General features: G+C 64.6%; 21 protein-coding genes. 5 read left to right on the plus strand and 16 right to left on the minus strand.

Translation table 11 applies throughout. From position 1 onward, the window contains the following. Positions 1–7 precede the first annotated feature (7 nt). From fdxA to HIM68_RS11410, 7 genes are all read right to left on the minus strand, one after another. On the minus strand, positions 8–334 hold the full coding sequence (gene fdxA, locus HIM68_RS11380) for a ferredoxin (protein WP_172172271.1): 327 nt from the start codon (positions 332–334) through the stop codon (positions 8–10). Next, positions 331–1,140, minus strand: coding sequence for a uroporphyrinogen-III C-methyltransferase (gene cobA, locus HIM68_RS11385; RefSeq protein ID WP_172172273.1), 810 nt, complete (start codon positions 1,138–1,140; stop codon positions 331–333). Before cobA ends, fdxA begins: the two co-directional genes overlap by 4 nt. After that, positions 1,137–2,516: a sulfate adenylyltransferase subunit 1 gene (locus HIM68_RS11390; RefSeq protein ID WP_172172275.1), complete on the minus strand. Its 1,380-nt coding sequence runs from the start codon at positions 2,514–2,516 to the stop codon at positions 1,137–1,139. The genes cobA and HIM68_RS11390 overlap by 4 nt, the downstream gene beginning before the upstream one ends. Beyond that, the gene (gene cysD, locus HIM68_RS11395; protein ID WP_172172277.1) at positions 2,516–3,481 is read right to left on the minus strand and encodes a sulfate adenylyltransferase subunit CysD; all 966 of its coding nucleotides are present in this window, start codon (positions 3,479–3,481) and stop codon (positions 2,516–2,518) included. Before cysD ends, HIM68_RS11390 begins: the two co-directional genes overlap by 1 nt. Continuing rightward, a complete protein-coding gene (locus HIM68_RS11400; RefSeq protein ID WP_172172279.1) occupies positions 3,478–4,287 on the minus strand; it encodes a phosphoadenylyl-sulfate reductase in 810 nt (269 codons plus the stop codon). The genes cysD and HIM68_RS11400 overlap by 4 nt, the downstream gene beginning before the upstream one ends. Continuing rightward, positions 4,284–6,011, minus strand: a complete 1,728-nt coding sequence (locus HIM68_RS11405) for a nitrite/sulfite reductase (RefSeq protein WP_172172281.1) — start codon at positions 6,009–6,011, stop codon at positions 4,284–4,286. The genes HIM68_RS11400 and HIM68_RS11405 overlap by 4 nt, the downstream gene beginning before the upstream one ends. A gap of 128 nt (positions 6,012–6,139) precedes the next feature. Beyond that, on the minus strand, positions 6,140–7,015 hold the full coding sequence (locus tag HIM68_RS11410; RefSeq protein WP_172172283.1) for a sirohydrochlorin chelatase: 876 nt from the start codon (positions 7,013–7,015) through the stop codon (positions 6,140–6,142). 396 nt (positions 7,016–7,411) lie between these two features. Here HIM68_RS11410 and HIM68_RS11415 point away from each other — a divergent pair, with 396 nt between their 5' ends. Continuing rightward, positions 7,412–8,320 (plus strand): sulfite exporter TauE/SafE family protein, encoded by a 909-nt coding sequence (locus HIM68_RS11415; RefSeq protein ID WP_172172285.1) that lies wholly within the window; start codon positions 7,412–7,414, stop codon positions 8,318–8,320. A 229-nt stretch (positions 8,321–8,549) separates the two neighbouring features. Here HIM68_RS11415 and HIM68_RS11420 read toward each other — a convergent pair whose 3' ends face one another. The 7 genes from HIM68_RS11420 to HIM68_RS19205 form a co-directional block, all read right to left on the minus strand. After that, the gene (locus HIM68_RS11420) at positions 8,550–9,821 is read right to left on the minus strand and encodes an MFS transporter (RefSeq protein WP_139469992.1); all 1,272 of its coding nucleotides are present in this window, start codon (positions 9,819–9,821) and stop codon (positions 8,550–8,552) included. A 410-nt stretch (positions 9,822–10,231) separates the two neighbouring features. Further along, entirely contained in the window at positions 10,232–11,062 is an 831-nt protein-coding gene (locus HIM68_RS11425) for an ABC transporter ATP-binding protein (protein WP_139469991.1), read from the minus strand. After that, positions 11,055–11,912, minus strand: coding sequence for an ABC transporter permease (locus tag HIM68_RS11430; protein ID WP_139469989.1), 858 nt, complete (start codon positions 11,910–11,912; stop codon positions 11,055–11,057). Before HIM68_RS11430 ends, HIM68_RS11425 begins: the two co-directional genes overlap by 8 nt. A 71-nt stretch (positions 11,913–11,983) precedes the next feature. Continuing rightward, positions 11,984–13,297 carry an FAD-dependent oxidoreductase gene (locus HIM68_RS11435; RefSeq protein ID WP_172172287.1) on the minus strand — a complete coding sequence of 438 codons (1,314 nt, stop codon included), beginning with the start codon at positions 13,295–13,297 and terminating at the stop codon, positions 11,984–11,986. A 62-nt stretch (positions 13,298–13,359) separates the two neighbouring features. Continuing rightward, complete coding sequence (locus HIM68_RS11440; protein ID WP_172172289.1) at positions 13,360–13,704, minus strand: cupin domain-containing protein; 345 nt, start codon at positions 13,702–13,704, stop codon at positions 13,360–13,362. Further along, positions 13,701–13,991 carry a DUF4287 domain-containing protein gene (locus HIM68_RS11445; RefSeq protein WP_172172291.1) on the minus strand — a complete coding sequence of 97 codons (291 nt, stop codon included), beginning with the start codon at positions 13,989–13,991 and terminating at the stop codon, positions 13,701–13,703. The genes HIM68_RS11440 and HIM68_RS11445 overlap by 4 nt, the downstream gene beginning before the upstream one ends. Positions 13,992–14,180: 189 nt before the next feature. After that, positions 14,181–15,020 carry a pyridoxamine 5'-phosphate oxidase family protein gene (locus HIM68_RS19205; RefSeq protein WP_172172293.1) on the minus strand — a complete coding sequence of 280 codons (840 nt, stop codon included), beginning with the start codon at positions 15,018–15,020 and terminating at the stop codon, positions 14,181–14,183. Between the two features lie 261 nt (positions 15,021–15,281). Here HIM68_RS19205 and HIM68_RS11455 point away from each other — a divergent pair, with 261 nt between their 5' ends. Continuing rightward, a complete protein-coding gene (locus tag HIM68_RS11455; RefSeq protein ID WP_139469974.1) occupies positions 15,282–15,611 on the plus strand; it encodes a rhodanese-like domain-containing protein in 330 nt (109 codons plus the stop codon). Between the two features lie 70 nt (positions 15,612–15,681). Here the strand turns inward: HIM68_RS11455 and HIM68_RS11460 are convergent, their stop codons facing one another. Then, positions 15,682–17,310: an MFS transporter gene (locus tag HIM68_RS11460; RefSeq protein WP_253903921.1), complete on the minus strand. Its 1,629-nt coding sequence runs from the start codon at positions 17,308–17,310 to the stop codon at positions 15,682–15,684. Next, complete coding sequence (glsA, locus tag HIM68_RS11465; RefSeq protein WP_172172295.1) at positions 17,310–18,326, minus strand: glutaminase A; 1,017 nt, start codon at positions 18,324–18,326, stop codon at positions 17,310–17,312. Before glsA ends, HIM68_RS11460 begins: the two co-directional genes overlap by 1 nt. A gap of 246 nt (positions 18,327–18,572) precedes the next feature. Between glsA and HIM68_RS11470 the strand changes: the two genes are divergently transcribed. From HIM68_RS11470 to HIM68_RS11480, 3 genes are all read left to right on the plus strand, one after another. Then, entirely contained in the window at positions 18,573–18,869 is a 297-nt protein-coding gene (locus HIM68_RS11470; RefSeq protein WP_172172297.1) for a hypothetical protein, read from the plus strand. 118 nt (positions 18,870–18,987) lie between these two features. Next, complete coding sequence (pgm, locus tag HIM68_RS11475; RefSeq protein WP_172172299.1) at positions 18,988–20,628, plus strand: phosphoglucomutase (alpha-D-glucose-1,6-bisphosphate-dependent); 1,641 nt, start codon at positions 18,988–18,990, stop codon at positions 20,626–20,628. A 421-nt stretch (positions 20,629–21,049) separates the two neighbouring features. Further along, the gene (locus HIM68_RS11480) at positions 21,050–21,520 is read left to right on the plus strand and encodes a hypothetical protein (protein ID WP_172172301.1); all 471 of its coding nucleotides are present in this window, start codon (positions 21,050–21,052) and stop codon (positions 21,518–21,520) included. Positions 21,521–21,673 lie beyond the last annotated feature (153 nt).

A 21,673-nucleotide genomic window follows, 5' to 3' on the forward strand; every position in this document is an offset into this window, starting at 1 on the left:
GGGGTGTTCAGTCGTCCGCGTTCTGCGGCGGCAGAGCTGCGATGAAGGGATGGTCTTTGTCGACGACCCCGTGAGCGGCGGCTCCGCCCGGGGAGCCGATGTCATCGAAGAATTCGACGTTCGCCTTGTAATAGGCCTCCCACTCATCGGGCACATCGTCTTCGTAGAAGATCGCCTCGACGGGGCACACGGGTTCGCACGCCCCGCAGTCGACGCATTCGTCGGGGTGGATGTAGAGGGAGCGGGTGCCTTCGTAGATGCAGTCGACCGGGCATTCCTCGATGCAGGCTCGGTCTTTCAGGTCCACGCACGGTTGGGCGATGATGTAGGTCATGGGTTCCTCACGAGTTCGGATGCCGATGCGGCAGGCTCGGTCGCCTGGGTGAACGCACCATCGGCGTAGGGGCTCAAGGTCACGACATCACCGGCGACGATCACGGCCGGTGACCGGACGCCTCGGCGAGCCGCGCGGAAGGCGATGTCGCCGAGAGTTCCGATGGTCACCCGCTGGTTCTCACCGAAACCGTCTTCGACGATCGCGACCGGGCAGTCGTCACCGCGCCCGGATCGGGCGAGCACCATCGCCGAATTGATGAGTGTGCCCACTCCCATGAGCACGACGACGGTGTGATCGCGTCCCCCGCCGATCTCACTGAGCTGGTCGTGACCGGTCACGACCGTGTACGAGGTGGCGACGCCTCGGTGGGTGAGCGGGATTCCGGCGACCGCGGGAACGGAGTTCGCGCTGGTCACCCCGGGAACGACGCGGACATCGACGCCGGCGGCCCGGCAGGCGATGACCTCCTCTCCCCCACGTCCGAGGACGAACGGATCCCCACCCTTGAGACGGACGACCCGGTGGCCCAGCTTGGCCTGTGTGATGAGGATGTCGTTGATCCCGCTCTGCGGCACCGGATGATGCCCCGGCAGCTTCCCGACGTCGATGATCTGCGCATCGAGCGGTGCACCGCGTTCGGTTTCGAGCTGATCGATGACCGATCTGGCACCGAGGCGGTCGGCCACGATGACGTCGGCGCGTTCCAACGCGCGCAGACCGGTAACGGTGAGCAGTCCGAGATCGCCCGGTCCGGCACCGACGAGCAGCACCGTGCCCGGCTGCTGTGGGAGGAAGAGCGTCATGACTGGTCCTCGATGGATTCGGGGCTGGGGGCCGCCTCGGGAGTGTGGATTCCGGCCGCGAGGGTGTTCCCTGTCTGCGGGTCGATGACGACGAAGGCTCCGGCTGTGCCGTGGTCGCGGAAGTCCGGGACCGGCAGCTCGGCGGACAGCTTCACACGGGCCAGGCCGATGTCGTTGCCGGCGAGCACCTCGGCGGCCTCCAGCCCGGAGGTCTCGAGGTTGCGTTTGGCCTCGATGGTGACGATCCCCTTCACGGTCGTCGTCCCCGTCTTGATGAGTACCCGATCCCCCGTGCGCAGACCCTCGGTCGTGAACGGGAAGACCTCGGCGCGCAATTCGCGGCGCGGGGTGGGCAGGGTGCCGGCCGCGGCGATGACGCTGCCGCGGGCGGTATCGACGTCATCGGCCAACCGCAGCGCCACCGACAGCGGCGCACTCGCGGTCTCAAGGGGACCGCTGGCGGTATCGATTCCGGTCACCGTCGTTTTCAGCCCGGCAGGGTGGATCTCGATCTCATCGCCGAGGCTGACCCGCCCGGCCGTGATCTGTCCGGCCACCGCCCGGTAGTCCCGGAATTCCTCGGGGTCGAGTCCCGGTGCCAGTCCCCCTTGCGGACGCAGCACGGTCTGCACGTCGAGGCGAAAGGCCTCGAGGTCGGCGGTGTCCTCGTCCGCACTCGGCAGAGTCTCGAGCAGCTCGAGCAGTGCCGGCCCGGAATACCAGGGTGTGTTGTCCGAGGTGGTGGCGACATTGTCCCCGGCCAGCGCGGAGATCGGAATGAGGTGCGGGGTCTCGAGGCCGATCTCGTCGGCGAGTGACTTGACGTCGTTCTCCACCGTCTCGATCGCTGCCTGGTCGTAGTCGATGAGGTCGATCTTGTTGACGGCGATGATGACGTGGCGGATGCCCAGTCGGGAGACGACGGTGAGGTGCCGGCGGGTCTGTTCGGTCGCGCCGGTGCGAGCGTCGATGAGGACGACGACGGCATCGGCGGTCGAGGCTCCCGTGACCATATTCCTCGTGTACTGCACGTGTCCGGGGCAGTCGGCGAGGATGAACGAGCGACGGTCGGTGGCGAAGTACCGGTAGGCGACGTCGATGGTGATGCCCTGTTCGCGTTCGGCCCGCAGACCGTCGGTGAGCAGAGCGAAGTCGAACTCTCCGCCGAGGAATCCGCGCTCCCGACTCGTCGCGGTCACGGCGGCGAGCTGGTCGGCGAGGATCGCCTTCGCATCGTGGAGGAGTCGGCCGACGAGTGTCGATTTGCCGTCGTCGACGGATCCGGCAGTGGCGAAGCGCAACAGAGTCTTCGTCGTCGTGTCCAACGTCGGAGCCGTGTCCACGGTCGCAGTTGTGCTGGTGGTTGTGGTCGTCATCAGAAGTACCCGTCCTTCTTGCGGTCTTCCATCGCCGCGGCCGAGATCCGGTCGTCGGCGCGAGTGGCTCCGCGCTCGGTCACGGTGGTGGCGGCCACCTCGGCGAGGATGGATTCGAGGTCATCGGCGCTCGATTCGACGGCCCCGGTGCAGCTCATATCCCCGACGGTGCGGTAGCGGACCTTCTTGGTCGTGACGGCCTCGCCGTCGCGCGGGGTGGAGAATTCGCCGGTGGCCCACCACATTCCGTCGCGCTGGAAAACTTCGCGATCGTGGGCGAAGTAGAGCTCGGGCAGGTCGATGCCCTCGCGGGCGATGTAGCTCCACACGTCGAGTTCGGTGAAGTTCGAGATCGGGAACACGCGGACGTGTTCGCCGGGCAGGTGGCGGCCGTTGAAGAGGTTCCACAGTTCGGGGCGCTGGCTGCTGGGGTTCCAGCCGCCGAATTCGTCGCGCAGGGACAGGATCCGTTCCTTCGCGCGAGCTTTGTCCTCGTCACGGCGGGCGCCGCCGAAGACGGCGTTGAACTTCCCGCCGGTGATCGCGTCGAGCAGCGGCTGGGTCTGCAGGGTGTTGCGGGTCCCGTCGGGGCGTTCGCGCAGGCGACCGTCGTCGATGTAGTCCTGGACTTTCGCGACCGTGAGGTCGAGGCCGTACTTCTCTGCGGTCTCGTCGCGGAAGCGGATGATCTCGTCGAAGTTGTGTCCGGTGTCGACGTGGAGGAGTCCGAACGGGATCTTCGCCGGCCAGAACGCCTTCGCGGCGAGGTGGAGGACCGTCACGGAGTCCTTGCCGCCGGAGAACAGCAGCACGGGGCGTTCGAATTCGGCGGCGACCTCACGGATGATGTGGATCGCTTCGGATTCGAGGACGTCGAGGGTGGACAGGCTCGCACCCGGTTTGTGGGTGGGCGCCGCCTCGGGGGTGGTGTGGGTGTCGTGGTTGAACTGGGTGTCGATGCTCATGTGTGGAGTCCGCATTCTGTTTTGGTCGATCCGGCCCAACGGCCGGCGCGGGGGTCTTCCCCTTCGGCGACGGGGCGAGTGCAGGGCTGGCAGCCGATCGACGGGTACCCCTGGTCAAGCAGCGGGTTGACCGGGACGTCGAAGGCGCGGGAATAGTCGAGGAGGTCATCGAAGGACCACGCGGCCAGAGGATTAACCTTGACCAGGCCGTTCTTCTCATCGAAGGTGATCAGCGGCGTATTCGTCCTGGTGGGAGCCTCGTCACGGCGGACTCCGGTGAACCAGAGTTCGTAGCCGTTGAGCGATTTCTTCAATGGTGCGACCTTGCGGCGGGCGCAGCACAGGCCCGGGTCGCGGGCGAAGAGGTCCTTGCCGAATTCAGCGTCCTGCTTTTCCACGGTCTGCTCCGGGAGGACGTCGACGATGTGGACATCGACACGGCGGGCCACCTCGTTGCGGGTGTCATAGGTTTCGGCGAAGTGGTAGCCGGTGTCGAGGAAGAGGACGTCGACTCCGGGCTGGTACTGGGCGACGTAGTGCGGCAGTGCGGCGTCGGCCATCGAGCAGGCCACGGCGCAGGCCGCGGTGTCGAAGTTCCGGGACACCCAGCGGATGACGTCGGCGGGGTTGGCCTCGGGGACACCGTTCTCCGGGTCACCGGCGAGCTCACGGGCACCCGCCTCGGCGAGGGCCTTGAGTTCCTCGACGGGGCGCGGTACGGGGCGGGACTGCGTCGCTGCCCCTCCCTTCGCCGCGGTTGCGGAGGTGGGCGTCGCCTCGGTGGCGGTCGTGTTCGTACGGGTCATACCAGTTCCTCCTCGTCAACGCGGTGGGCCCATTCGGAGAAAGTCTCGGTCTCCCCACGCCCGGCGAGGAAGCGACGGACAATTTTCTCGACGTAGTCGCTGAGGTTCTCGGCGGTGACCTTGAGTCCGCGGACGGTGCGGCCGAGTCCGGCCTCGTCGCGGTCCTTCGAGGCCAGGCCTCCACCGACGTGGACCTGGAATCCGGGGACCTGTTCGCCTTCGTCGGTGGTGACGATCTGGCCTTTGAGCCCGATGTCGGCGGTCTGGATGCGGGCGCAGGAGTTCGGGCAGCCGTTGAGGTGGAAGCTGATCGGGTGGGGCAGCTCCTCGATGTCGGCGAGGCGCTCTTCGAGCTTCGTGATGGTGTCGGCTGCGGTCTGCTTGGTCTCGACGATGGCGAGTTTGCAGTATTCGATGCCGGTGCACGCGATCGTCGAGCGGCGGAAGAGGTCCTTGCGGCTGGAGAGGCCCAAGGCGTCAAGCTCGGCGACGACGGCTTCGACGTCCTTCTCCTCGATGTCGAGCAGCAGGAACTTCTGGTGCGGGGTGGTGCGCAGGCGGGTAGAGCCGTACTTGTCGGCAAGGTCGGCGACCTGGCTGAGCAGGGTGCCCGAGACGCGGCCGACGACGGGGCTGACCCCGATGTAGTAGCGGCCGTCGGTCTGCTTGTGCACGCCGACGTGGTCGCCGGCGGTGATCGGCTTGGCCGGCGCCGGACCGTCGGCGAGTTTGAATCCGAGGTATTCGGTCTCGAGGATCTCGCGGAACTTCTCCGGACCCCAATCGGCGAGCAGGAACTTCAGGCGGGCTTTGTTGCGGAGGCGGCGGAAGCCGTAGTCGCGGAAGATCGAGGTCACTCCCAGCCAGGTCTCGACGACCTGGTCGGGGGCGACCCAGGCGCCGAGGCGTTCGGCGAAGCGGGGGACGACGGACAGGGCGCCGCCGACCCACAGGTCGTAGCCGATGCCGTGTTCGGGGTGTTCGACGGCGACGAAGGAGCAGTCGTTGATCTCGTGGACGACGTCCTGGCTGGGGTGGCCGGTGATCGCGGTCTTGTATTTGCGGGGCAGGTTCGACAGGCTCTGGTCGCCGATGTAGCGGCGTGAGATCTCTTCGATCGCCGGTGTCGGGTCGATGAGCTCGTCGGCGGCGATGCCGGCGACGGGTGAGCCGAGGATGACGCGGGGGACGTCGCCGCAGGCTTCGGTGGTCTGCAGGCCGACGGCTTCGAGTCGGCGCCAGATCTCGGGGACGTTCTCGATCTCGATCCAGTGCAGCTGGATGTTCTGGCGGTCGGTGAGGTCGGCGCTGTCGCGGGCGAATTCGGTGGAGATGTCGGCGATCGTGCGCAGCTGCTCGGTGGTGAGCTTTCCGCCGTCGATGCGGACACGCAGCATGAAGTACTCGTCCTCGAGCTCATGCGGCTCGAGCTTCGCGGTGCGGCCGCCATCGATTCCGGGTTTGCGCTGCGTGTACAGGCCCCACCAGCGGAAGCGGCCGTGCAGGTCGTCGGAGTCGATCGACGAGAATCCACGTTTGGAGTAGATGGTCTCAATTCGGGCGCGAACGTTGAGGCCGTTGTCTTCGGCCTTGTCGATCTCGTTTTTGTTCAACGGTTCATGGCCGTCGATCTTCCACTGCCCATTGGACTTCTTCGGGCGGGCGGGCCGCTTTGCGGCCTGTTTACCTGCCGTTTCCTTGTTCTCTTCCACCTGAGTGGACATTGCTGTCTCCAAACGCTGAGGGGAACCAGTGATGAATCACGCTACATGAATGCCGAATTGCTCAACCAATTACCGAAGGGTTTGTGTCACGAAGTGACATATGGCGTCACGGCCTGCCGTGTATGCGGTCAGGCGTTGAGCATCTGCGGGGTGAAGTTGTGGGGTTGGGTGTGAGGTTGGACGTAGGCAGAACAGCCGCCTTCGACATGGGCGCCACCGGGGCCACTGTTGCGGCCGGTCGCGAGAACACCGTCGCGAACTTGGCCGCGGATGCCCTCTCGGACTCGGTCGCGGACGATGTCAACGAGTTTCGGCGGGACGGCGGACGCGGTGCCGCCTCCGGTGAGAAGCGGCGGGGCAAGGAGGCCGGTCGAGTCAGTGCCGCCCTCTACGTGCTTGCGGGCGAGGTCGTCGAAGAAACCGGGGGCCAGCAGGTAGTTCGCCAGCACGGGTCGGGCGCCGCTGTTGCGACTCTGTCCGACGAGGTCTTTCAATGGCACTCCTCCGCCGGCGAGGAAGCCGACCTCGACGGGGCGCTCGAGCTCTGCGGCCAGCAACCTGCCCATCTCGCGGCAGGATTCGTTGGCCCGCTCGTCGCTCGATCCGGCAGCGGCGAGGATGACGTCATCGTTGTCACCAAGCGCCGGGAGGCGGTCGGCGAGGATCTCTGCAAGCCTCGGGTCGGGCCCGAGCGTGGGCGTTCGTCGAACGTCACGGCTCGATTCAGCGGCACGGTCGACCGCCTCGGCGAGGTCGACATGGACGTGATACCCCGCCGAGAGCAGGAGCGGCACGAGGACGACCGGACGGTCGGCGGGCAGTCGGGCGATCACCTCGTCGACGTCGGGTTTTTGGACGTCCACATGGCCGAGCATGACCTCGTCGGCAATCCCGCGAATACGCAGGTCCGTGGCGATCTCTGTCGCGAGCACTTCGATGAGGACCTGCCCGGTCGGCGATGAGGTTCCGTGGGAGATCAGGCCCACCGACGGCAACCCTGTCATTGCGCCCGCTCCTTCGCGTTTCTCTGCGCGAGCCTCTGCACCCGTTCCCGCACCTGCCCCGGGGCCGTCAAGGTCACCGGGCAGGCTGATTGCTCAACGACTGAGCAACCAGGGCGAGCAGTGATCGTTTGGATTGAATGCATTCGCATAGCGTAACCCATCCGCCTCGGCGTCGCATACAGGCTGTTCATCAGCGAAATATCGACATTCGACGTCATCTTTCGACATACGGCGACCGAGTTCGTAGGATTGCTGCCGATTTTCCTTTCTGCTCAACAGTTTCGCTAGTGTGTGTTGTCAACGCGTCTTTGCGTCGCTGGCACCGTCCGCATCTTCGACGCCTCACCAATCTTCTGCGCCTCCACATCCTCCGCGTCATCCACGAAAGGCAAGCACATGCGTCAGCTCATCATCCTGGGAATAGTCGGGCTCATCGCGCAGCTCATCGACGGTTCCCTGGGCATGGCCTATGGGGTCACCTCAACCACGCTGCTGCTCGCGGCGGGTACGGCACCGGCGGCCGCCTCGGCGGCGGTGCACTTCTCTGAATTGGGGACGACGTTGGTGTCGGGGATCTCGCATCACAAATTCGGCAATGTCGACTGGCGGACCGTCGCGATTCTGGCCGGCCCGGGGTTCGTCGGGGCGATCGCAGGGTCGACGTTCCTCGCCAGCCTGGACGGGGAAGCGGCGACCCCTTGGATCTCAGGGATCCTGCTGGCGCTCGGCATCTACGTCATCTGGCGTTTCCTGGCACTCGGCGGTGCGCGTCCGACGTTCAAGTCACGGCCGAGCGCGAAGATGCTCGTCCCCGTCGGGCTCATCGGCGGCACGCTCGACTCCATCGGCGGGGGCGGCTGGGGTCCAGTCGGAACGACGACGCTGCTGTCCTCGGGACGCTTGGAGCCGCGCAAGGTCGTCGGCTCGATCGACACCAGCGAGTTCATCGTCGCGGTCGGCGGTTCGCTCGGGTTCCTCATTGCGCTCGGATCGCAGGGCATCGAATGGCAGATCGTGGCGGCACTGCTCGTCGGCGGTGTCATCGCCGCACCGTTCGCCGCGTGGCTGGTGAAGCTGCTGCCGGCCAAGGTGCTTGCGGTCGCCGCGGGCGGAATCATCGTTCTCACGAACGTCCGCACCATCCTGCTCGCCTTCGGCCTCGGTTCGTCGACTGTGTGGCTGACGCTCGCCGGCCTGGCGCTTGTGTGGTTCGCACTGCTGGCTCACGTCGTGCGCATCGAACGTGCGGCAGCGAAGGCGCGGAAGGCCGAGGAAGCTGGAGTCGAGGTGCCCGTCGGCGGGTGAACCGCCTCGGCGAGGGCGATCCTTCCCTCTTCCATACCGTCGTTCAAGGCCAAGCTCGCTTATCGCGAGGTACACGCACCCAAATGCGCGGGCCGGCTTGAACGAGGCAAGGAAACCCCGTCCAGCACATGGATTCCTGCGGGTGCAGGCCGATGAGCTGGCGGGAACACGCGAACAGACCCGACTCCGCACAATCGCGGGGTCGGGTCTGTTCGGGTCTGCGGTGCGGTCAGCGCTGGCTGTAGAGCTTCCGGGCCATGATCACGCCGATGAGGGACAGCAGCGACAGGCCCGCGTAGTAGAAGCCGGGCACGGTCAGCAGACCGGTCGCGCCGAGCAGCGCGGTGAGGATGAGCGGGGCGAAGCCGCCGAAGATCGCGACACCGAAGCTGTAGGCGATGGTCATGCCGGAGCTGCGCACCTTGACGGGGAACAGTTCGGACAGCAGCGCCGGCATCGGACCGAAGTAGAAGACCATGAACAGGCCGACGATCGCCTCGCACAGGGTGAGGACTCCGATCGAGGGATTCGCGGTCAGGAGGATGAACATCGGCCAGGCGACGATGATGCCCACGATGGTCGTCGGGATCATCACGGTCGTCGGTCCCACTCGGTCGGCCAGGCGGCCGGCGAACGGGGCGCCGATGAGGGTGATGACACCGGCGACGACGGCGCCGGGGAATGATGCCCAGGCGTCGAGGCCGAGGTTGGTGACGGCGAACTGCGGCAGGAAGGTGATGAGGTAGACCGAGATCGTGGCCATCGCGATGATGAGGAACGCGGAGAACAGGCGACCGAAGTTCTCACTGAGGAGGACGCGAAGCGGGTTGTCGGTCTTCTCGGCGGCCTTGAACTCAGGAGTGTCATCCATCTTCGAGCGGATGTACCAGCCGACGGGTCCGATGAGCAGGCCGAGGGCGAAGGCCACTCGCCAGCCCCAGGAGTGCAGGGCCTCTTCGCTCAGTGCCGAGCTGAGGATCCACGAGATTCCGGCGGCCAGGAACATCGAGATGCCCTGGGTAGCGGTCTGAAAGGAGGCGTAGTAGGCCTTGCCGCGCTTGGCGTTCTCGGTGAGGAAGGCTGTGGCTGATCCGAATTCGCCGCCGGCGGAGATGCCTTGGATGATGCGGGCGATGATGAGGCCGATCGCGCCCCAGATGCCGATGGTCGCTTCGCCGGGCAGGATGACGATGATGAACACGCCGAGGGTCATCAGACCGATCGTCAGCGACAAGGCCGATTTGCGGCCGTGCTTGTCCGAGTAGCGGCCGATGATGATCGCGCCGAGGGGACGGACGACGAAGGTGATGGCGAAGGTCGCCCAGGTCATCAGCTGCGCGGACAGGCCTTCGCCGGGGTAGAAGACCGCGGTGATCGAGGTGGCCATGAACCCGAACAGGATGATGTCATACCATTCGAGGGCGTTGCCCAGTCCGGCCGCGACTACGGCCTTGCGGGCCCGCGACTTGTCTTCGCGGGACTCGACGGGTGTCTCAGTCATCGTGTGCCTCTTCTTGTAGGTGCCGGGATGCCGTGGTTGGCGAAGCCGGTGGTGGATCGTGGAATTGCAGGATGCAGGCACCGTTGCTCGTCACCCGGGCGGATGTTGCTTATTCACAGACCCGGTCGGAGTCTCTGATCTGACAAGTATGCCCCCTGTTCTCGTCAGCGAGACGATTGTAGTCCCTTAGTATCCGGCCGCAAAGGCAGTCTCAGCAGGTGACGAGTCACGTCAGTGTCGTTGTCGACGCCTTTCACCACATCGCCGCGGCGATTTGGTGGGGGCCCCGCACAGCGCGGACAGTGGAGCTCAGGGTGTCGCTGGCTGCGGCGAAGTGAAAGAAACGGCCCCGTCCTCAGCAGAGAACGGGGCCGAATTCGCAAGGGGCCGAAGGCCGGGCAGACCAGGGCTCAGGCTGGCTCTTCCTGATTCTTTTCCTTCGCCTTCTCGGCCTTGGTGAAGGCCTGGTACTTGCGAATGACCTCAAGCGCCGGTCCGTCGGCGAGCAGTTCGCCCTTCTCGATCCACAGTGCACGGTTGCACGTGTCCTTGATCGTGCGCATCGAGTGCGAGACGAGGAAGACGGTACCGGCGTTCTCACGGATGGCGCGGATACGCCCCTCGGAACGGTCACGGAATTTCTTGTCACCGACGTTGAGCGCCTCGTCGACGATGAGGATCTCGTGCTGCACCGAGGTCGCGATCGCGAACTTCAGACGCTGGGACATACCCGAGGAGTACGTTCGCATCGGCAGGTCGATGAAGTCCTCAAGCCCGGTGAACTCGACGATGTCATCGAACTTTGCATCGATCTCGTCACGAGTGAGCCCCAGAGCCAGAGACCCGAGGACGATGTTGCGGGCGCCCGAGAGATCCGGAATCAGTGCGGCGCCGACACCGAGGAGGTTCGGCCGTGACGTTGCATAGATCGCCCCCTCGGAGGTCGGAGTCAGTCCGGTGATCGACCGCATGAGCGTGGACTTGCCCGAGCCGTTGCTGCCGATGATGCCGATCGATTCGTTCTTGTGGGCGACGAAGCTGATGCCTTTGAGTGCGTGGACCTCCCTCAGCTCCCGGCGCTTGGACATGACGTCCTTGCTGCCGAGCTTGAGCTTCTTGCCCGTAGCCAGAGTCTTGTACCGGACGTGGACGTTGTCGCAGACGACGACGGGAGGATTGTTTCGCGTCACTTCGGGCAGGCTGCCGGTGTCGAAGGCCTGCTCTTCGTTCGTCTCACTCATCACGACCGAACCTTTCCTCGGCCTGCCAGAAGAACACGAAGCCGATGATGAAGATGCCGAATGCCCAGATGGCCAGGTGCCAGAAGTAGTCGTAGGGAATGACACCGTCCTTCATGAGGATGCCGCGGGCGATCGCCAGGACGTTGTTCAGCGGCTGCCAATCAGCGAAGGGCTGCAGGGACGGGTTGATCTTGTCGACCATGACCTTGAGGTCGAAGAAGACGCCCGAGGTGTAGAAGATCATCCGGGAGATGAACGGAGTCACCTGGGAGAGGTCACGGAAGTGGACCGTTGCGCGGGCGAAGATGAAGGCCACACCCTGGTTGAAGATCCAGAACAGGAAGACCAAGGGGATGAAGAGGAACCAGTCCCAACCGGGTTTCGCGCCCCAGAGCATGACGAGAAGTGCCATGAAGATGAAGGTGGGAATGAAGTTGAGCAGGTTCTGGAACACCGTGGCGATCGGCAGCACGATGCGCGGGAACGGCAGCGATTGGACGAGAGAGGCGTTCGAGATGATCGATTTCGATCCGCCGTTCATCGAGGTGTTGAAGAACTCGAGCACGAAGACGCCGATGATGACGAAAGGGGCGAAATCGTCGGGCCGGGCGGTGGCGCCCCGCATGATGAACCCGAAGACTGTGCCGTAGATGAGTGCGGAGAACGCCGGACGCAGAAGCACCCAGAGCATGCCGAGGCGATTGCGTTCGTTCTCGGACTGCATCCGGTACTTCGCTAGCGTATACGTGAAGTCGCTTCGGTTGAGAAGCTGTTTGACGTACTGAGGTAGAGACGGCCGTCCACCGACTCTCTCGAGTCCGTGCTCGGCAGCAAGCCTGGCCATATCCATGAACAGAAAATTCTCTCGTCGGCGACTGGGGATAGAACAGAAAGAGTCTACGGGATGAGACTAGCGCAGACTCACAGTCGGCTGTGAGCCTTGAAGTCGAAGTCGGGGTCGGCGATCTGAGCTCTCGTCGGAATATTGTTACCGCCGAGTACCCGTCGGGCGGCCGCCTGCATCGGGGGCCAGTTGAACGTCTCGACGCCGACGAGCACCGACTCCGGGGCGGGTCCGTCGAAGTGGAAGACCTGGAACTTCGCTCCGCTGGGGTCGTGTCGGGTGATCGTATCGTCGGCGTCGGGGCTCGTCAGGCCCGCCGTGAACACCTTCTCCGGGCCTTGGAAGCTCCAGTGCCAGGGAACATCGGACCAGACTTTCGGACCGTCGTCCGGCCCAGAATCTGAAGCGGATTCGGGCGCATTATCACCGTCGTTCGAAGCCGTGTCTGATCCTTCAGTGAGCAGTTCAGCGAGGAATTTTCCGTGGCTTTCGGCCACCGGTTCACAGGCCCAGGGGTGGTCGAGTGCATAGGGTCCGGCGGTGACGATGGCACAGTCACCAGCGGCGAAGACACCCGGATTGGATGTTGCCAAACTCTCATCCACACCCCACGCCTGAGCGGGTCGGTGACCATCGATCGGGATCAGCCGAGGGCGAGCCCCGACGCTGGTGACGAACAGGTCGTGAACATCGGCCGGGATGTCATCCGGGCTCGCAGTGTGGGTGACGAATTCGACTCCGGCGGCCTTGTGCTTGTCGAACAGCGCCTGCCTCACGGGAGCGGAGAGCTGCTTGCGCAGGGGTTCGTCCCCGCGCAGGTAGACCGTGGCGTGGTGTCCGGCCGCCACCGCCGAGGTGGCCACTTCCATTCCGAGATAACCGGAGCCCAGCACCCCGACGTTGAGGGCCTCGGTTGCGCTATTCACACGTTCAAGAATCCATTCGGCGTCGCCGAGGTCATAGACCGGCAAGGCGTCCGGATAAGCGGGGACATCGGGGCGATTCGCCTCCATCCCGGTGGCGAGAATGCAGTGGGTGAAGTCGATGGACTCCCCCGAAGCCAGCTGGATGGTGCCCGCGGTCGCGTGGTGGTTCGCCAGCGGATGGGGGTGTCGCTGGGTCTCGGCGGTGTAGCGGGAGTCCGCGACCGCCTCGGCGAGGGTGATCTCTTCTGCCCGGTCACGGACGAAGGTGATGTGCTCGGTCGATTCGAGGTGGTACGGCAGGTGGTGGCGGGAGCCGTCGAAGAGGTGCTTCGACAGCGGCGGCCGCTCACACGTTTCGCCGGCCTGGGGGTCGATGACGGTGACGGCCTGACCGCGCGCGTTCAGTTCCCGCGCCGCGGTCGTGCCGGCCAGTCCCGCACCGATGATGACGATCCGCTTGCTCATGCCTCCATGCTAATCCTCGCCGAGGCGGCCGGGTGGGAGGTGCGGGTGTGAAACCGACCTGGTCAGCCCTCGGTGACGAAATCCTGGATGATTTCGGGGGAGGCATGGATGCACACCATTTTGAGATTCTCAGTTCCGATGTTGCGGAAACGATGGACCGTTTCGGCTCCGACGGTGACGACGGCGCCGGCCTCGGCAGCGACGGTTTCATCAGCTGCGTCGATGCGCACTTGCCCCGACAGGACGATCCATGTCTCTGTGTAGGGATGCCAGTGCAGATCGGGACCCTTTCCCGGTCCGGTGTCGACCCAGAAGAACGAGACGTCGGCACCGTGCTCGGCGCCGATGAACTTGGCCGTCGGCGATCCGGGCAGCAGCAGGTCGGAACGCTGCATGACGGTGATCATGCCGGTCTGCTCGCCTTGCCGTCGAGCCAGAGCATGTCTGATTCATCGTTGTGTGTGCCGCCGGTGCCGACGTGTTTGGCGTCGATCTGCGGGCCCTTCTTGATGACGTGGACGAGGGCCATGCCGTGCCCGCGGCCAAGTCCATAGTCGATTTTGAGCCACTCGAGGATGGCTCCGGCCTTGACCGAGTCGTCGTCGAACCCCTTGTCTTTGGCCAGGTCGATGAACTGGCGAGGAGTGAGTCCGGTCTTGTCTTCGATGGTGTCGAGATAGGCCTGGAACGACATGGTGGGTCCCTTCAGCAGAACATGATGCCGAGCGACCTTGCGCGACACCGCGAGGCCCCGCACCGGACCCGCCTGAAAGAGAGCATAGTCTCTTCGGCGGGCCCGCTCCACAGTTATGTGAGTGGCTGATCCAATAGACCGTGCAGTCGCCTCGGCCGCTCGCTCCATGCGTTCAGATGACTCACCCGCTCAGAGCTCCGTGGTCTGCGTGCCGCCGGACGGGCGGTCTCCGGTGATCTTGGACTTGACCATGCGGAACAGGCCCGATGCCTTGCCGCCGGGCAGGCCCCAGTGCTGTGCGGAGTGTGTGACGACCTTGATGAGTCCGAGGTTCGGGTCGCGGCGGTCATCGAACCACGCCTTGGCGGAATCCGACCACAGTTCATCGACCTTGGCCTCGTCGTCGACGAACTCCACGCGCCCGGCCACCGACAGCCAGTTGCCCGCCTCAGCGATGCTGATATTGACTTCGGGGTTCGTCTGCAGCGCCTTCGCTTGGTCGCCGTCGAGGGCGAGGAAGAACCAGACGTCGGCATCCTCGGTGACCTCCTGAGGTGCCATCGGGTGGGCGAGGATCTTGCCATCGGCCAACGCGGTCGCGAGCATGACGGAGTCGCTGCCGCGCAGGATCTTGACGACGTCGGCCTGGTCGAGCTCATCGGTAGCCGCCTGGCCTGCAGGAGCCTGCCCGTCACCGGCTGCGGAGACCTGGCCGGCCTCCGTATCATCGGTGGCTGCGGTGCGGGCCGGGGGCCCGGAGTCCTCAGATTCGGCGCTCAGGGCTCCCTCGGCGGCTTGAGATTCGTCGACAGCCGTGTGTGAGCCGTCGGGGTTGCGGTAGAGGTTCGCACCTTGGCTGGCAGCGGCGTCGCGCGCCCGGGTTTCGACGTCCCCCTCGGTGTATCCGCCCTTTTCGCCCGGGGCGATGTTCGAGGTACCGGCGAACTTCTCGGTTGTCTCGTCGAGAAATGCGGCGGCGTCGCGAGCCTTCTCCTCGCCGCGGCCTTCGGTGCTCTTGTCTCTGCTCATCAGACTTCCCCTCTTCCCCTCTTCGTCAGCGGTGGTTCGTCATTCTTCCATGCGATCGCGGTGCGGAACGCTGACTGACTGAACATGGTGGGCTTTCCCAGTCGGCGCACAGACGCGCCGCCCTAAGAGACCTGCCCCACCTCACAGAGACGGGGCCCGGCCCGAGGCGCCAGACACCGCGCCATTTGGAGCTCGGGTGGTGAGCAGATCGGTCCGGCAGCCCATTGCGTCCGTGTCCTGGCCGATGTCTACACTGAAGCCATGGATGAAGAAACGACCGTCACCGTCAACGACATCCCCGAAGGGGCCGCCATCATCGACGTCCGCGAGGACGACGAATGGGAGGCCGGCCATATCGAAGGCGCGATCCACGTGCCGCTGGGCGAACTGCCGAGCCGCCTCGACGATCTCCCCCTCGATGACGACATGTACGTCATCTGCCGCACCGGCGGGCGCTCCAACCGGGCCGTTGCCTGGCTCAACCAGAACGGTTTCGACGCCTTCAATGTCGACGGCGGCATGGGCTCGTGGAACCTCGACAACGGCAAGCCCATCGTCTCCGAGACCGGCGAAGAGCCCTGGGTGAAGTGATCCTCTCCCCTGCCGTTTTCAGCCGCTAGATTCAGGCCGTTGATAAAGCTATCAAGCTGCTCTGCCTGGTCTAGTCAGCCTCGGCGGGGTCGGGGATCTCATCCGGGCGGTACTTCGGCAGCCTTGAGGCCGGCACTGCCGCGATCAGGCTGATGCCGGCGAGGATGAGGAAGCCGAGCTTGAGCGTGCGCAGCCGCTGTTGGGAGTTGAGCTCGACGGCATGCTCGACCTGCTCCGGTGTCGCCGTCGTCCCCGCGAGGACGTCGCGCAGTTCGTCGTTGCTCACGAAGTTCGCATTGTCGAGGTCGACCTGCTCGACGAGTTCCGGCGGCAGGTCGGGATGGTCACCGGCGGCCGATGCCAGACCGGCCGAGAGCACCGTGACCAGCAGCGCTCCCATCACCGCGGTGCCGACCGCCGAGGCGAGATTCTGCGCGGTGCCGCGGATCGAACCGACATCACCGGCCAGATGCTTCGGCGCGGCAGTGACGAGGACGTTGAAGACCAAGGTCACGAGCGCACCCTGCCCGATGCCGAAGACGATGAGGCCGAGGATCGTCGGCAGAGTCTCCCAGTTGTTCGTCACGACGAACGCCAGCCAGACGAGTGCCGCCGTCGTCAGCCCGAAGGAGAAGAGCGCAATGGTGCGCGGGGAGTAGCGCTTGTAGAAGCGGACGATGAGGGTGGCGGTGACGAAGACCGTGAGGTTGAACGGCAGCATCGCCAACGAGGTGTCGAAAGGGGTGCGCCCCTGGACGACCTGGATGTAGGTGGGCACAGTGAAGTTCACCGCCGCTTCCATGGCGACGATGACGAACATCGCATAGACCGCTGCCCTCTCACTCGGACGACCGAGCACGCTGATGTCGACGAGCGGCACCTTTCCTGCGGCCTTCCGACGCTTCGTCCAGACGAAGAACAGCTGCCCGAGGACCACGCCGACGACGATGAACACCGGCGCCGGTGACAGCCCCGCGATCGAGAACGGCGCCCCATCCTCGGCGCGGATGATCCCCCACCCGTTGAGGTTGTTGAACCCCAACGTCAGCAGCACGACCGCAGCACCGATGAGCGCCGAGGCGACGAGGTCGATCCGGATCGCAGCGTCCCCCTTGTCCGACTTCAGCGTGAACGTCAGCGCGAAGACGATGACGGCCAGGCCCAGCGTGATGAAGAAGATCGGCCGCCACCCGACAAATGTGCCCAATGTGCCGCCGATGAGGAAGGCGCTCATCCCGGAGAAAGCGCGCGCCGAACCGAGCGAGCCGACCGCTGCGGCCTGCTGCGCACCCCGGTAGTTCTCCGCGATGAGCGCGACCAGGGCCGGCACGATGATCGCGGCGGCGGCCCCGGCGAGCAGCTGACCGGTGATGACCCAGGTGACCGTCCGGGAGAAGATCATCAGCAGCGATGAGGCCGCGAAGACGACGAGGACGACGCGGAAGATGAGCACCCACCCGATCCGCTGTCCCAACTTCGCGCCAGTCATCACGAGCGCGGCCACGGCAAGGCCGTAGACGACGATCGTCGACGAGGCGACCGTGGGCGGAACACCGAAGTCCTCGACCATTCCGCCGAGCGAGATCGGCAGGGCGGCGACGTTGAACGACATGAGCACCTGGGCGAGGAAGAGCCCGATCATCGGTGCCCAGGATCTGCGCTCTTCGGCGATGTCGTGCGGTGTGGTTTCGGAGCTCATCATTGTCCTTTCCCTGGACGTTCGACGGCCGCGTTCGATGCGAAGAGGTTCATGCCCAGGACTCTGGAGATGTGAAAACACGCCCATTGACCGCGCACGCTGTTGCCCGCGGAGTCCAACCTCGGCGAAAAAGTGCCCAGCGCTCCCTTGCCTGGGGCGATGGCGACGATGCCGCCTGCGACCCCGGACTTGGCAGGCAGTCCGATCTCGAAGAGCCATTCGCCGCTGTTTTCGTACATTCCGCACGAGGCGAGCAGCGCGAGCGTGTCACGCGCCACTTCGGCGGAGACGACCTGCCGACCGGTCAGTGGATTGATTCCTCCGTCGGCCAGCGTCGCTCCCATCACCGCGAGATCGTGCGCGGTGACCAGCAGCGAGCACTGCCGGGTGTAGATGTCGACGGTGTCGAGCGGATCCGTGATGATCCGCCCGTAGCTCTCGAGCAGGCGAGCCAGGGCCTTGTTGCGCTGATTCGTCTTCATCTCCGATTCGTACACCCGTCCGTCGAGGCGAAGCTGCCGCCCGGCGAAGCGGGAGAGCCCGGAGCGGATGTTCTCCCATTTCTCCGCCGAGGTGGCCCCGGGCATGAGTGCGGTCGTGGCGATGGCGCCGGCGTTGACCATCGAGTTCAACGGTTTGCCGTCGTTGAGTTCGATCGCCATCACGGAGTTGAAGGCGAGTCCAGTGTTGTTGACGCCGACGCGTTCGTGGACGAGTTCGGAGCTGCGGGCCTGACAGACGAGCGCGAAGACGAAGGCCTTGGAGATGGATTGGATGGAGAATTCGATATCGACGTCTCCGGCCTCGTGCACGGTCCCAGCCGATTCGATGAGGCTGAGTCCGAACCATCGGGGATCCGCCTCGGCGAGGATCGGGATGTAGTCGGCGACCTCACCGTCGTCGAGTCCGCTGTACCGTGCGTGGATGTCTGCCAGGGCCGAATCGATGAAGCGGTCGGCAGGCAGGTCCCCGGTGAAAGCTCGCTGTCTGACCGTTTCCTGGTCGGGCCCGATCATCTTTGATCCTCGTCCCAATCTTCGGGGGTTGCCGTGGGACGGGCCGCTAGGCGCCTGTCCGCAGAATGATTTCACTCTAACTCAGGGCGCTTACCTTGCACAGGTCCCTGACCGCCGGTTTGACCCCCTTGCCCGCATGCCACGATGGGTCTACCGTCGGCACCATGGATCACTGAGGCACATCTGGTGATCTCCATTCCTCCGCCGAACGGCGAGAGCATGTTCAACTCCGAAAGGAGCGAAGTCATGAGTGACGAGAAGAAGAATCTCCCGGAGAACGCAGCAGAAGAGCAGACCGAAGACGAGCAGGAGATCGAGAGCTCTGCCGTCGGAGTCGGTGCAGATACCGACGCCGAAGGCAGTTCCAAGACTCCCGAAGAGAAGCTTGAGCGAATCGCGGCTGAGCACGATGTTCCGATCGATCGGGATCCTGAAGACGCCCAGGCCAAGGGCGAAGGGTCCTCCTCCCCCGACCAAGACCGGGATATCAGCGGCGGAGACACGAAAGAAGAGGAAGACGACTCCGTGGAGCCGCCTGACTGAGACGGCCACCGTTGAGCGAGGCTGCTAGTTCTCGCTCCGTGGAGCCGCCGAAGTCCACGATGCAAGAACTCCGTGGACACAACTGTGCGCAACCGCTGTCATTTGGTTAGGTAGAAGAATGACAACACGCGCCGGCCAGTTGGCCCAGGACAAGGATCTCGTTGACGTCCCTGCCCTTCTCGATTCCTATCACGACTTGGTTCCCGACCCTTCGGTGCCTTCGCAAGCAGTGAGCTTCGGGACCTCCGGCCACCGCGGTTCGAGCTTCAACCGCTCTTTCAACGAGGCGCACATCGCGGCCATCACCGCAGCCATCGTCGATTTCCGCCGAGACAAAGGCATCCGCGGACCGATCTTCCTCGGCCGTGACACTCACGCGCTCAGTGAGCCCGCGTTCCTCACCGTCCTCGAGGTGCTCGCCGCCGCCGAGGTGCCCGCGCTCATCGACGAACGCGACGGCTTCACCCCGACCCCCGCAGTCTCCCACGCGATCCTCGGCTTCAACGCCGGGAAGTCGCGCGAGGATGCGCAGGCCGACGGCATCATCGTCACTCCCAGCCACAATCCGCCCGCTGACGGGGGCATCAAGTACAACCCGCCGCACGGCGGGCCTGCCGGAACCGAGACGACGACCTGGATCGCTGATCGCGCGAACCAGTACCTCGCCGAGGGGTGGGAGAAGATCCCGCGCACTCCGTTCCAGCGGGCGTTCCATCTGGAGAACACCGAGAACTTCGACTACGTCTCGAACTATGTCGACGACCTCGAGTCGGTCATCGACCTCGATGTCATTCGCAGCTCCGGGCTGAAGATCGGCGCCGATCCGCTCGGCGGAGCCAGCGTCGACTACTGGGCGGCCATTGCAGAGGACTACGACCTCAACCTCGACGTCGTCCATCCGGACGTCGACCCCACCTGGTCGTTCATGACCCTGGATTGGGACGAGAACATCCGCATGGACTGCTCCTCCCCTTACGCGATGGCCGGCCTCATCGCCTCGCGAAACGACTTCGACATCGCCACCGGCAACGACGCCGATGCCGATCGCCACGGCATCGTCACTCCCGATGCCGGCCTGATGAATCCGAATCACTATCTGGCATCGGCCATCGACTACCTGATCGACTCCCGCACCGATTGGCCGAAGGACGCGGGGATCGGCAAGACTCTGGTCACCTCGTCGATCGTCGACCGCATCGTCGCCGCGCATAATCGCACCCTCTTCGAGGTGCCTGTCGGCTTCAAATGGTTCGTTCCCGGCCTGCTCGATTCGACGCTGGCATTCGGCGGCGAGGAATCGGCCGGTGCTTCGTTCCTCCGGCGGGACGGCAAGGTGTGGTCGACGGACAAGGACGGCATCATACTCGCCCTACTCGCGGCAGAAATGACCGCGAAGACCGAGCAGACCCCCTCGCAGCGCTACGCAGGACTGGCCGCGAATCACGGCACCAGCTCCTACGCCCGCCAGGATGCTCCGGCGACGCGCGCACAGAAAGAACGACTGGGGTCCCTGGACGCCTCTCAGGTGAGCGCGAAGACCGTCGGCGGTGAACCCGTCAAGGAGGTGCTCACCTCGGCGTCGGGCAACAATGCGCCCATCGGCGGACTCAAGGTCACCACGGACAACGCATGGTTCGCCGTGCGGCCGTCGGGCACGGAAGACGTCTACAAGATCTACGCGGAATCCCTGCGCGACGAGGACCACCTGCGCCAGGTCCAGCATGACGCCCGCACTCTCGTCGACGGTGTGCTGGAGTAGGCGCAAGGCTAGTCCGCGTTCAGGTGCGGGCCGGTTCAGTCGTTGATCGCAGGTTCACGACTCTGCGCGGACTTCTGTTCATTTTGTAAGCACTCAACTGATCACGGTCGGATATCGCTGTCCAATCGGAATTGTCGCAGAACGAATCCTCCGACGCCTCCCGCACAGAACCGGGAGGAAGTGCAGTCAGTCTACTGTTCCGCCAGGTCGCGCGGGCAGGATCTGTTGTCGTTTACCTGGCATTCACCACCGTTTGAAAACGCCTGTCGCAGGACTGCAATATTTCTGTCTTCGCGCTGTTATCCGCTTTGATTGTGCTTTCAGCCACCGTTGCCTCCCCCTCAGAATCGGTGACAAGACTGATCTGCGACAACGTCCCGTCGCCTCGTCACGGCGACGCAGAAGCAGAAGGGGAAACACCATGAAGTCAATCATTCGCAACCGCGCAGCAGCCATCGGAATCGCCACCGTCGCCGGACTCGCCGGCCTCGGACTCGCAACAGGACCAGCCATGGCCGCCGACTCTGGCGCAGCCAACTCATCGGCTCAGTCTGCCGCCACAGACGTCGACACGCAGTCCATCTACTACCCGATCGAAGCCGGCAAGTATGCTGACGAACTCGTCATCGCCTGGGGCCAGGACAACACCGAACGCGTCGAAGCGTTTGCCAGCGACGAAGTCGCGAAGAAGCTGGCAGACCACGGCAATGAAGACGGTTCTCATTGGAGGGACTCCGGGGCAGAAGGCGCCGCAGGCACAACGTACATCACCTACCGGAATACAGAGACCGGCGAGAAGATGACGCTCGGTGTCTCCAACCAGGCCATCGGCGACCAGGACGAATGGGGTGCAGCACCCCACGCTGTGTACAGGGTCGACTTCGACGGCTGAAGCTGAAGCTCCAGCCCGGCAGAGCACCTGCCGATACGAGCCACCGATGAGAGTAGCTATCACCCCAGATGCACTGAGCCCCGCTCCAGGAATTTCCTGGAGCGGGGCTCGATGTGTGTGACTCAGCGACGCTGGGCCTCGGCGTCGGCGGCT

This window comes from Brevibacterium sp. CT2-23B (assembly GCF_013168765.1).
GTDB classification, from domain to species: Bacteria; Actinomycetota; Actinomycetes; order Actinomycetales; family Brevibacteriaceae; genus Brevibacterium; species Brevibacterium sediminis.

Coding starts and splice junctions, on each gene's coding strand:
- fdxA (WP_172172271.1), bottom strand. CDS start 334: ATGACCTACATCATCGCCCAACCGTGCGTGGACCTGAAAGACCGAGCC.
- cobA (WP_172172273.1), bottom strand. CDS start 1,140: ATGACGCTCTTCCTCCCACAGCAGCCGGGCACGGTGCTGCTCGTCGGT.
- HIM68_RS11390 (WP_172172275.1), bottom strand. CDS start 2,516: ATGACGACCACAACCACCAGCACAACTGCGACCGTGGACACGGCTCCG.
- cysD (WP_172172277.1), bottom strand. CDS start 3,481: ATGAGCATCGACACCCAGTTCAACCACGACACCCACACCACCCCCGAG.
- HIM68_RS11400 (WP_172172279.1), bottom strand. CDS start 4,287: ATGACCCGTACGAACACGACCGCCACCGAGGCGACGCCCACCTCCGCA.
- HIM68_RS11405 (WP_172172281.1), bottom strand. CDS start 6,011: ATGTCCACTCAGGTGGAAGAGAACAAGGAAACGGCAGGTAAACAGGCC.
- HIM68_RS11410 (WP_172172283.1), bottom strand. CDS start 7,015: ATGACAGGGTTGCCGTCGGTGGGCCTGATCTCCCACGGAACCTCATCG.
- HIM68_RS11415 (WP_172172285.1), top strand. CDS start 7,412: ATGCGTCAGCTCATCATCCTGGGAATAGTCGGGCTCATCGCGCAGCTC.
- HIM68_RS11420 (WP_139469992.1), bottom strand. CDS start 9,821: ATGACTGAGACACCCGTCGAGTCCCGCGAAGACAAGTCGCGGGCCCGC.
- HIM68_RS11425 (WP_139469991.1), bottom strand. CDS start 11,062: ATGAGTGAGACGAACGAAGAGCAGGCCTTCGACACCGGCAGCCTGCCC.
- HIM68_RS11430 (WP_139469989.1), bottom strand. CDS start 11,912: ATGGATATGGCCAGGCTTGCTGCCGAGCACGGACTCGAGAGAGTCGGT.
- HIM68_RS11435 (WP_172172287.1), bottom strand. CDS start 13,297: ATGAGCAAGCGGATCGTCATCATCGGTGCGGGACTGGCCGGCACGACC.
- HIM68_RS11440 (WP_172172289.1), bottom strand. CDS start 13,704: ATGATCACCGTCATGCAGCGTTCCGACCTGCTGCTGCCCGGATCGCCG.
- HIM68_RS11445 (WP_172172291.1), bottom strand. CDS start 13,991: ATGTCGTTCCAGGCCTATCTCGACACCATCGAAGACAAGACCGGACTC.
- HIM68_RS19205 (WP_172172293.1), bottom strand. CDS start 15,020: ATGAGCAGAGACAAGAGCACCGAAGGCCGCGGCGAGGAGAAGGCTCGC.
- HIM68_RS11455 (WP_139469974.1), top strand. CDS start 15,282: ATGGATGAAGAAACGACCGTCACCGTCAACGACATCCCCGAAGGGGCC.
- HIM68_RS11460 (WP_253903921.1), bottom strand. CDS start 17,310: ATGAGCTCCGAAACCACACCGCACGACATCGCCGAAGAGCGCAGATCC.
- glsA (WP_172172295.1), bottom strand. CDS start 18,326: ATGATCGGGCCCGACCAGGAAACGGTCAGACAGCGAGCTTTCACCGGG.
- HIM68_RS11470 (WP_172172297.1), top strand. CDS start 18,573: ATGAGTGACGAGAAGAAGAATCTCCCGGAGAACGCAGCAGAAGAGCAG.
- pgm (WP_172172299.1), top strand. CDS start 18,988: ATGACAACACGCGCCGGCCAGTTGGCCCAGGACAAGGATCTCGTTGAC.
- HIM68_RS11480 (WP_172172301.1), top strand. CDS start 21,050: ATGAAGTCAATCATTCGCAACCGCGCAGCAGCCATCGGAATCGCCACC.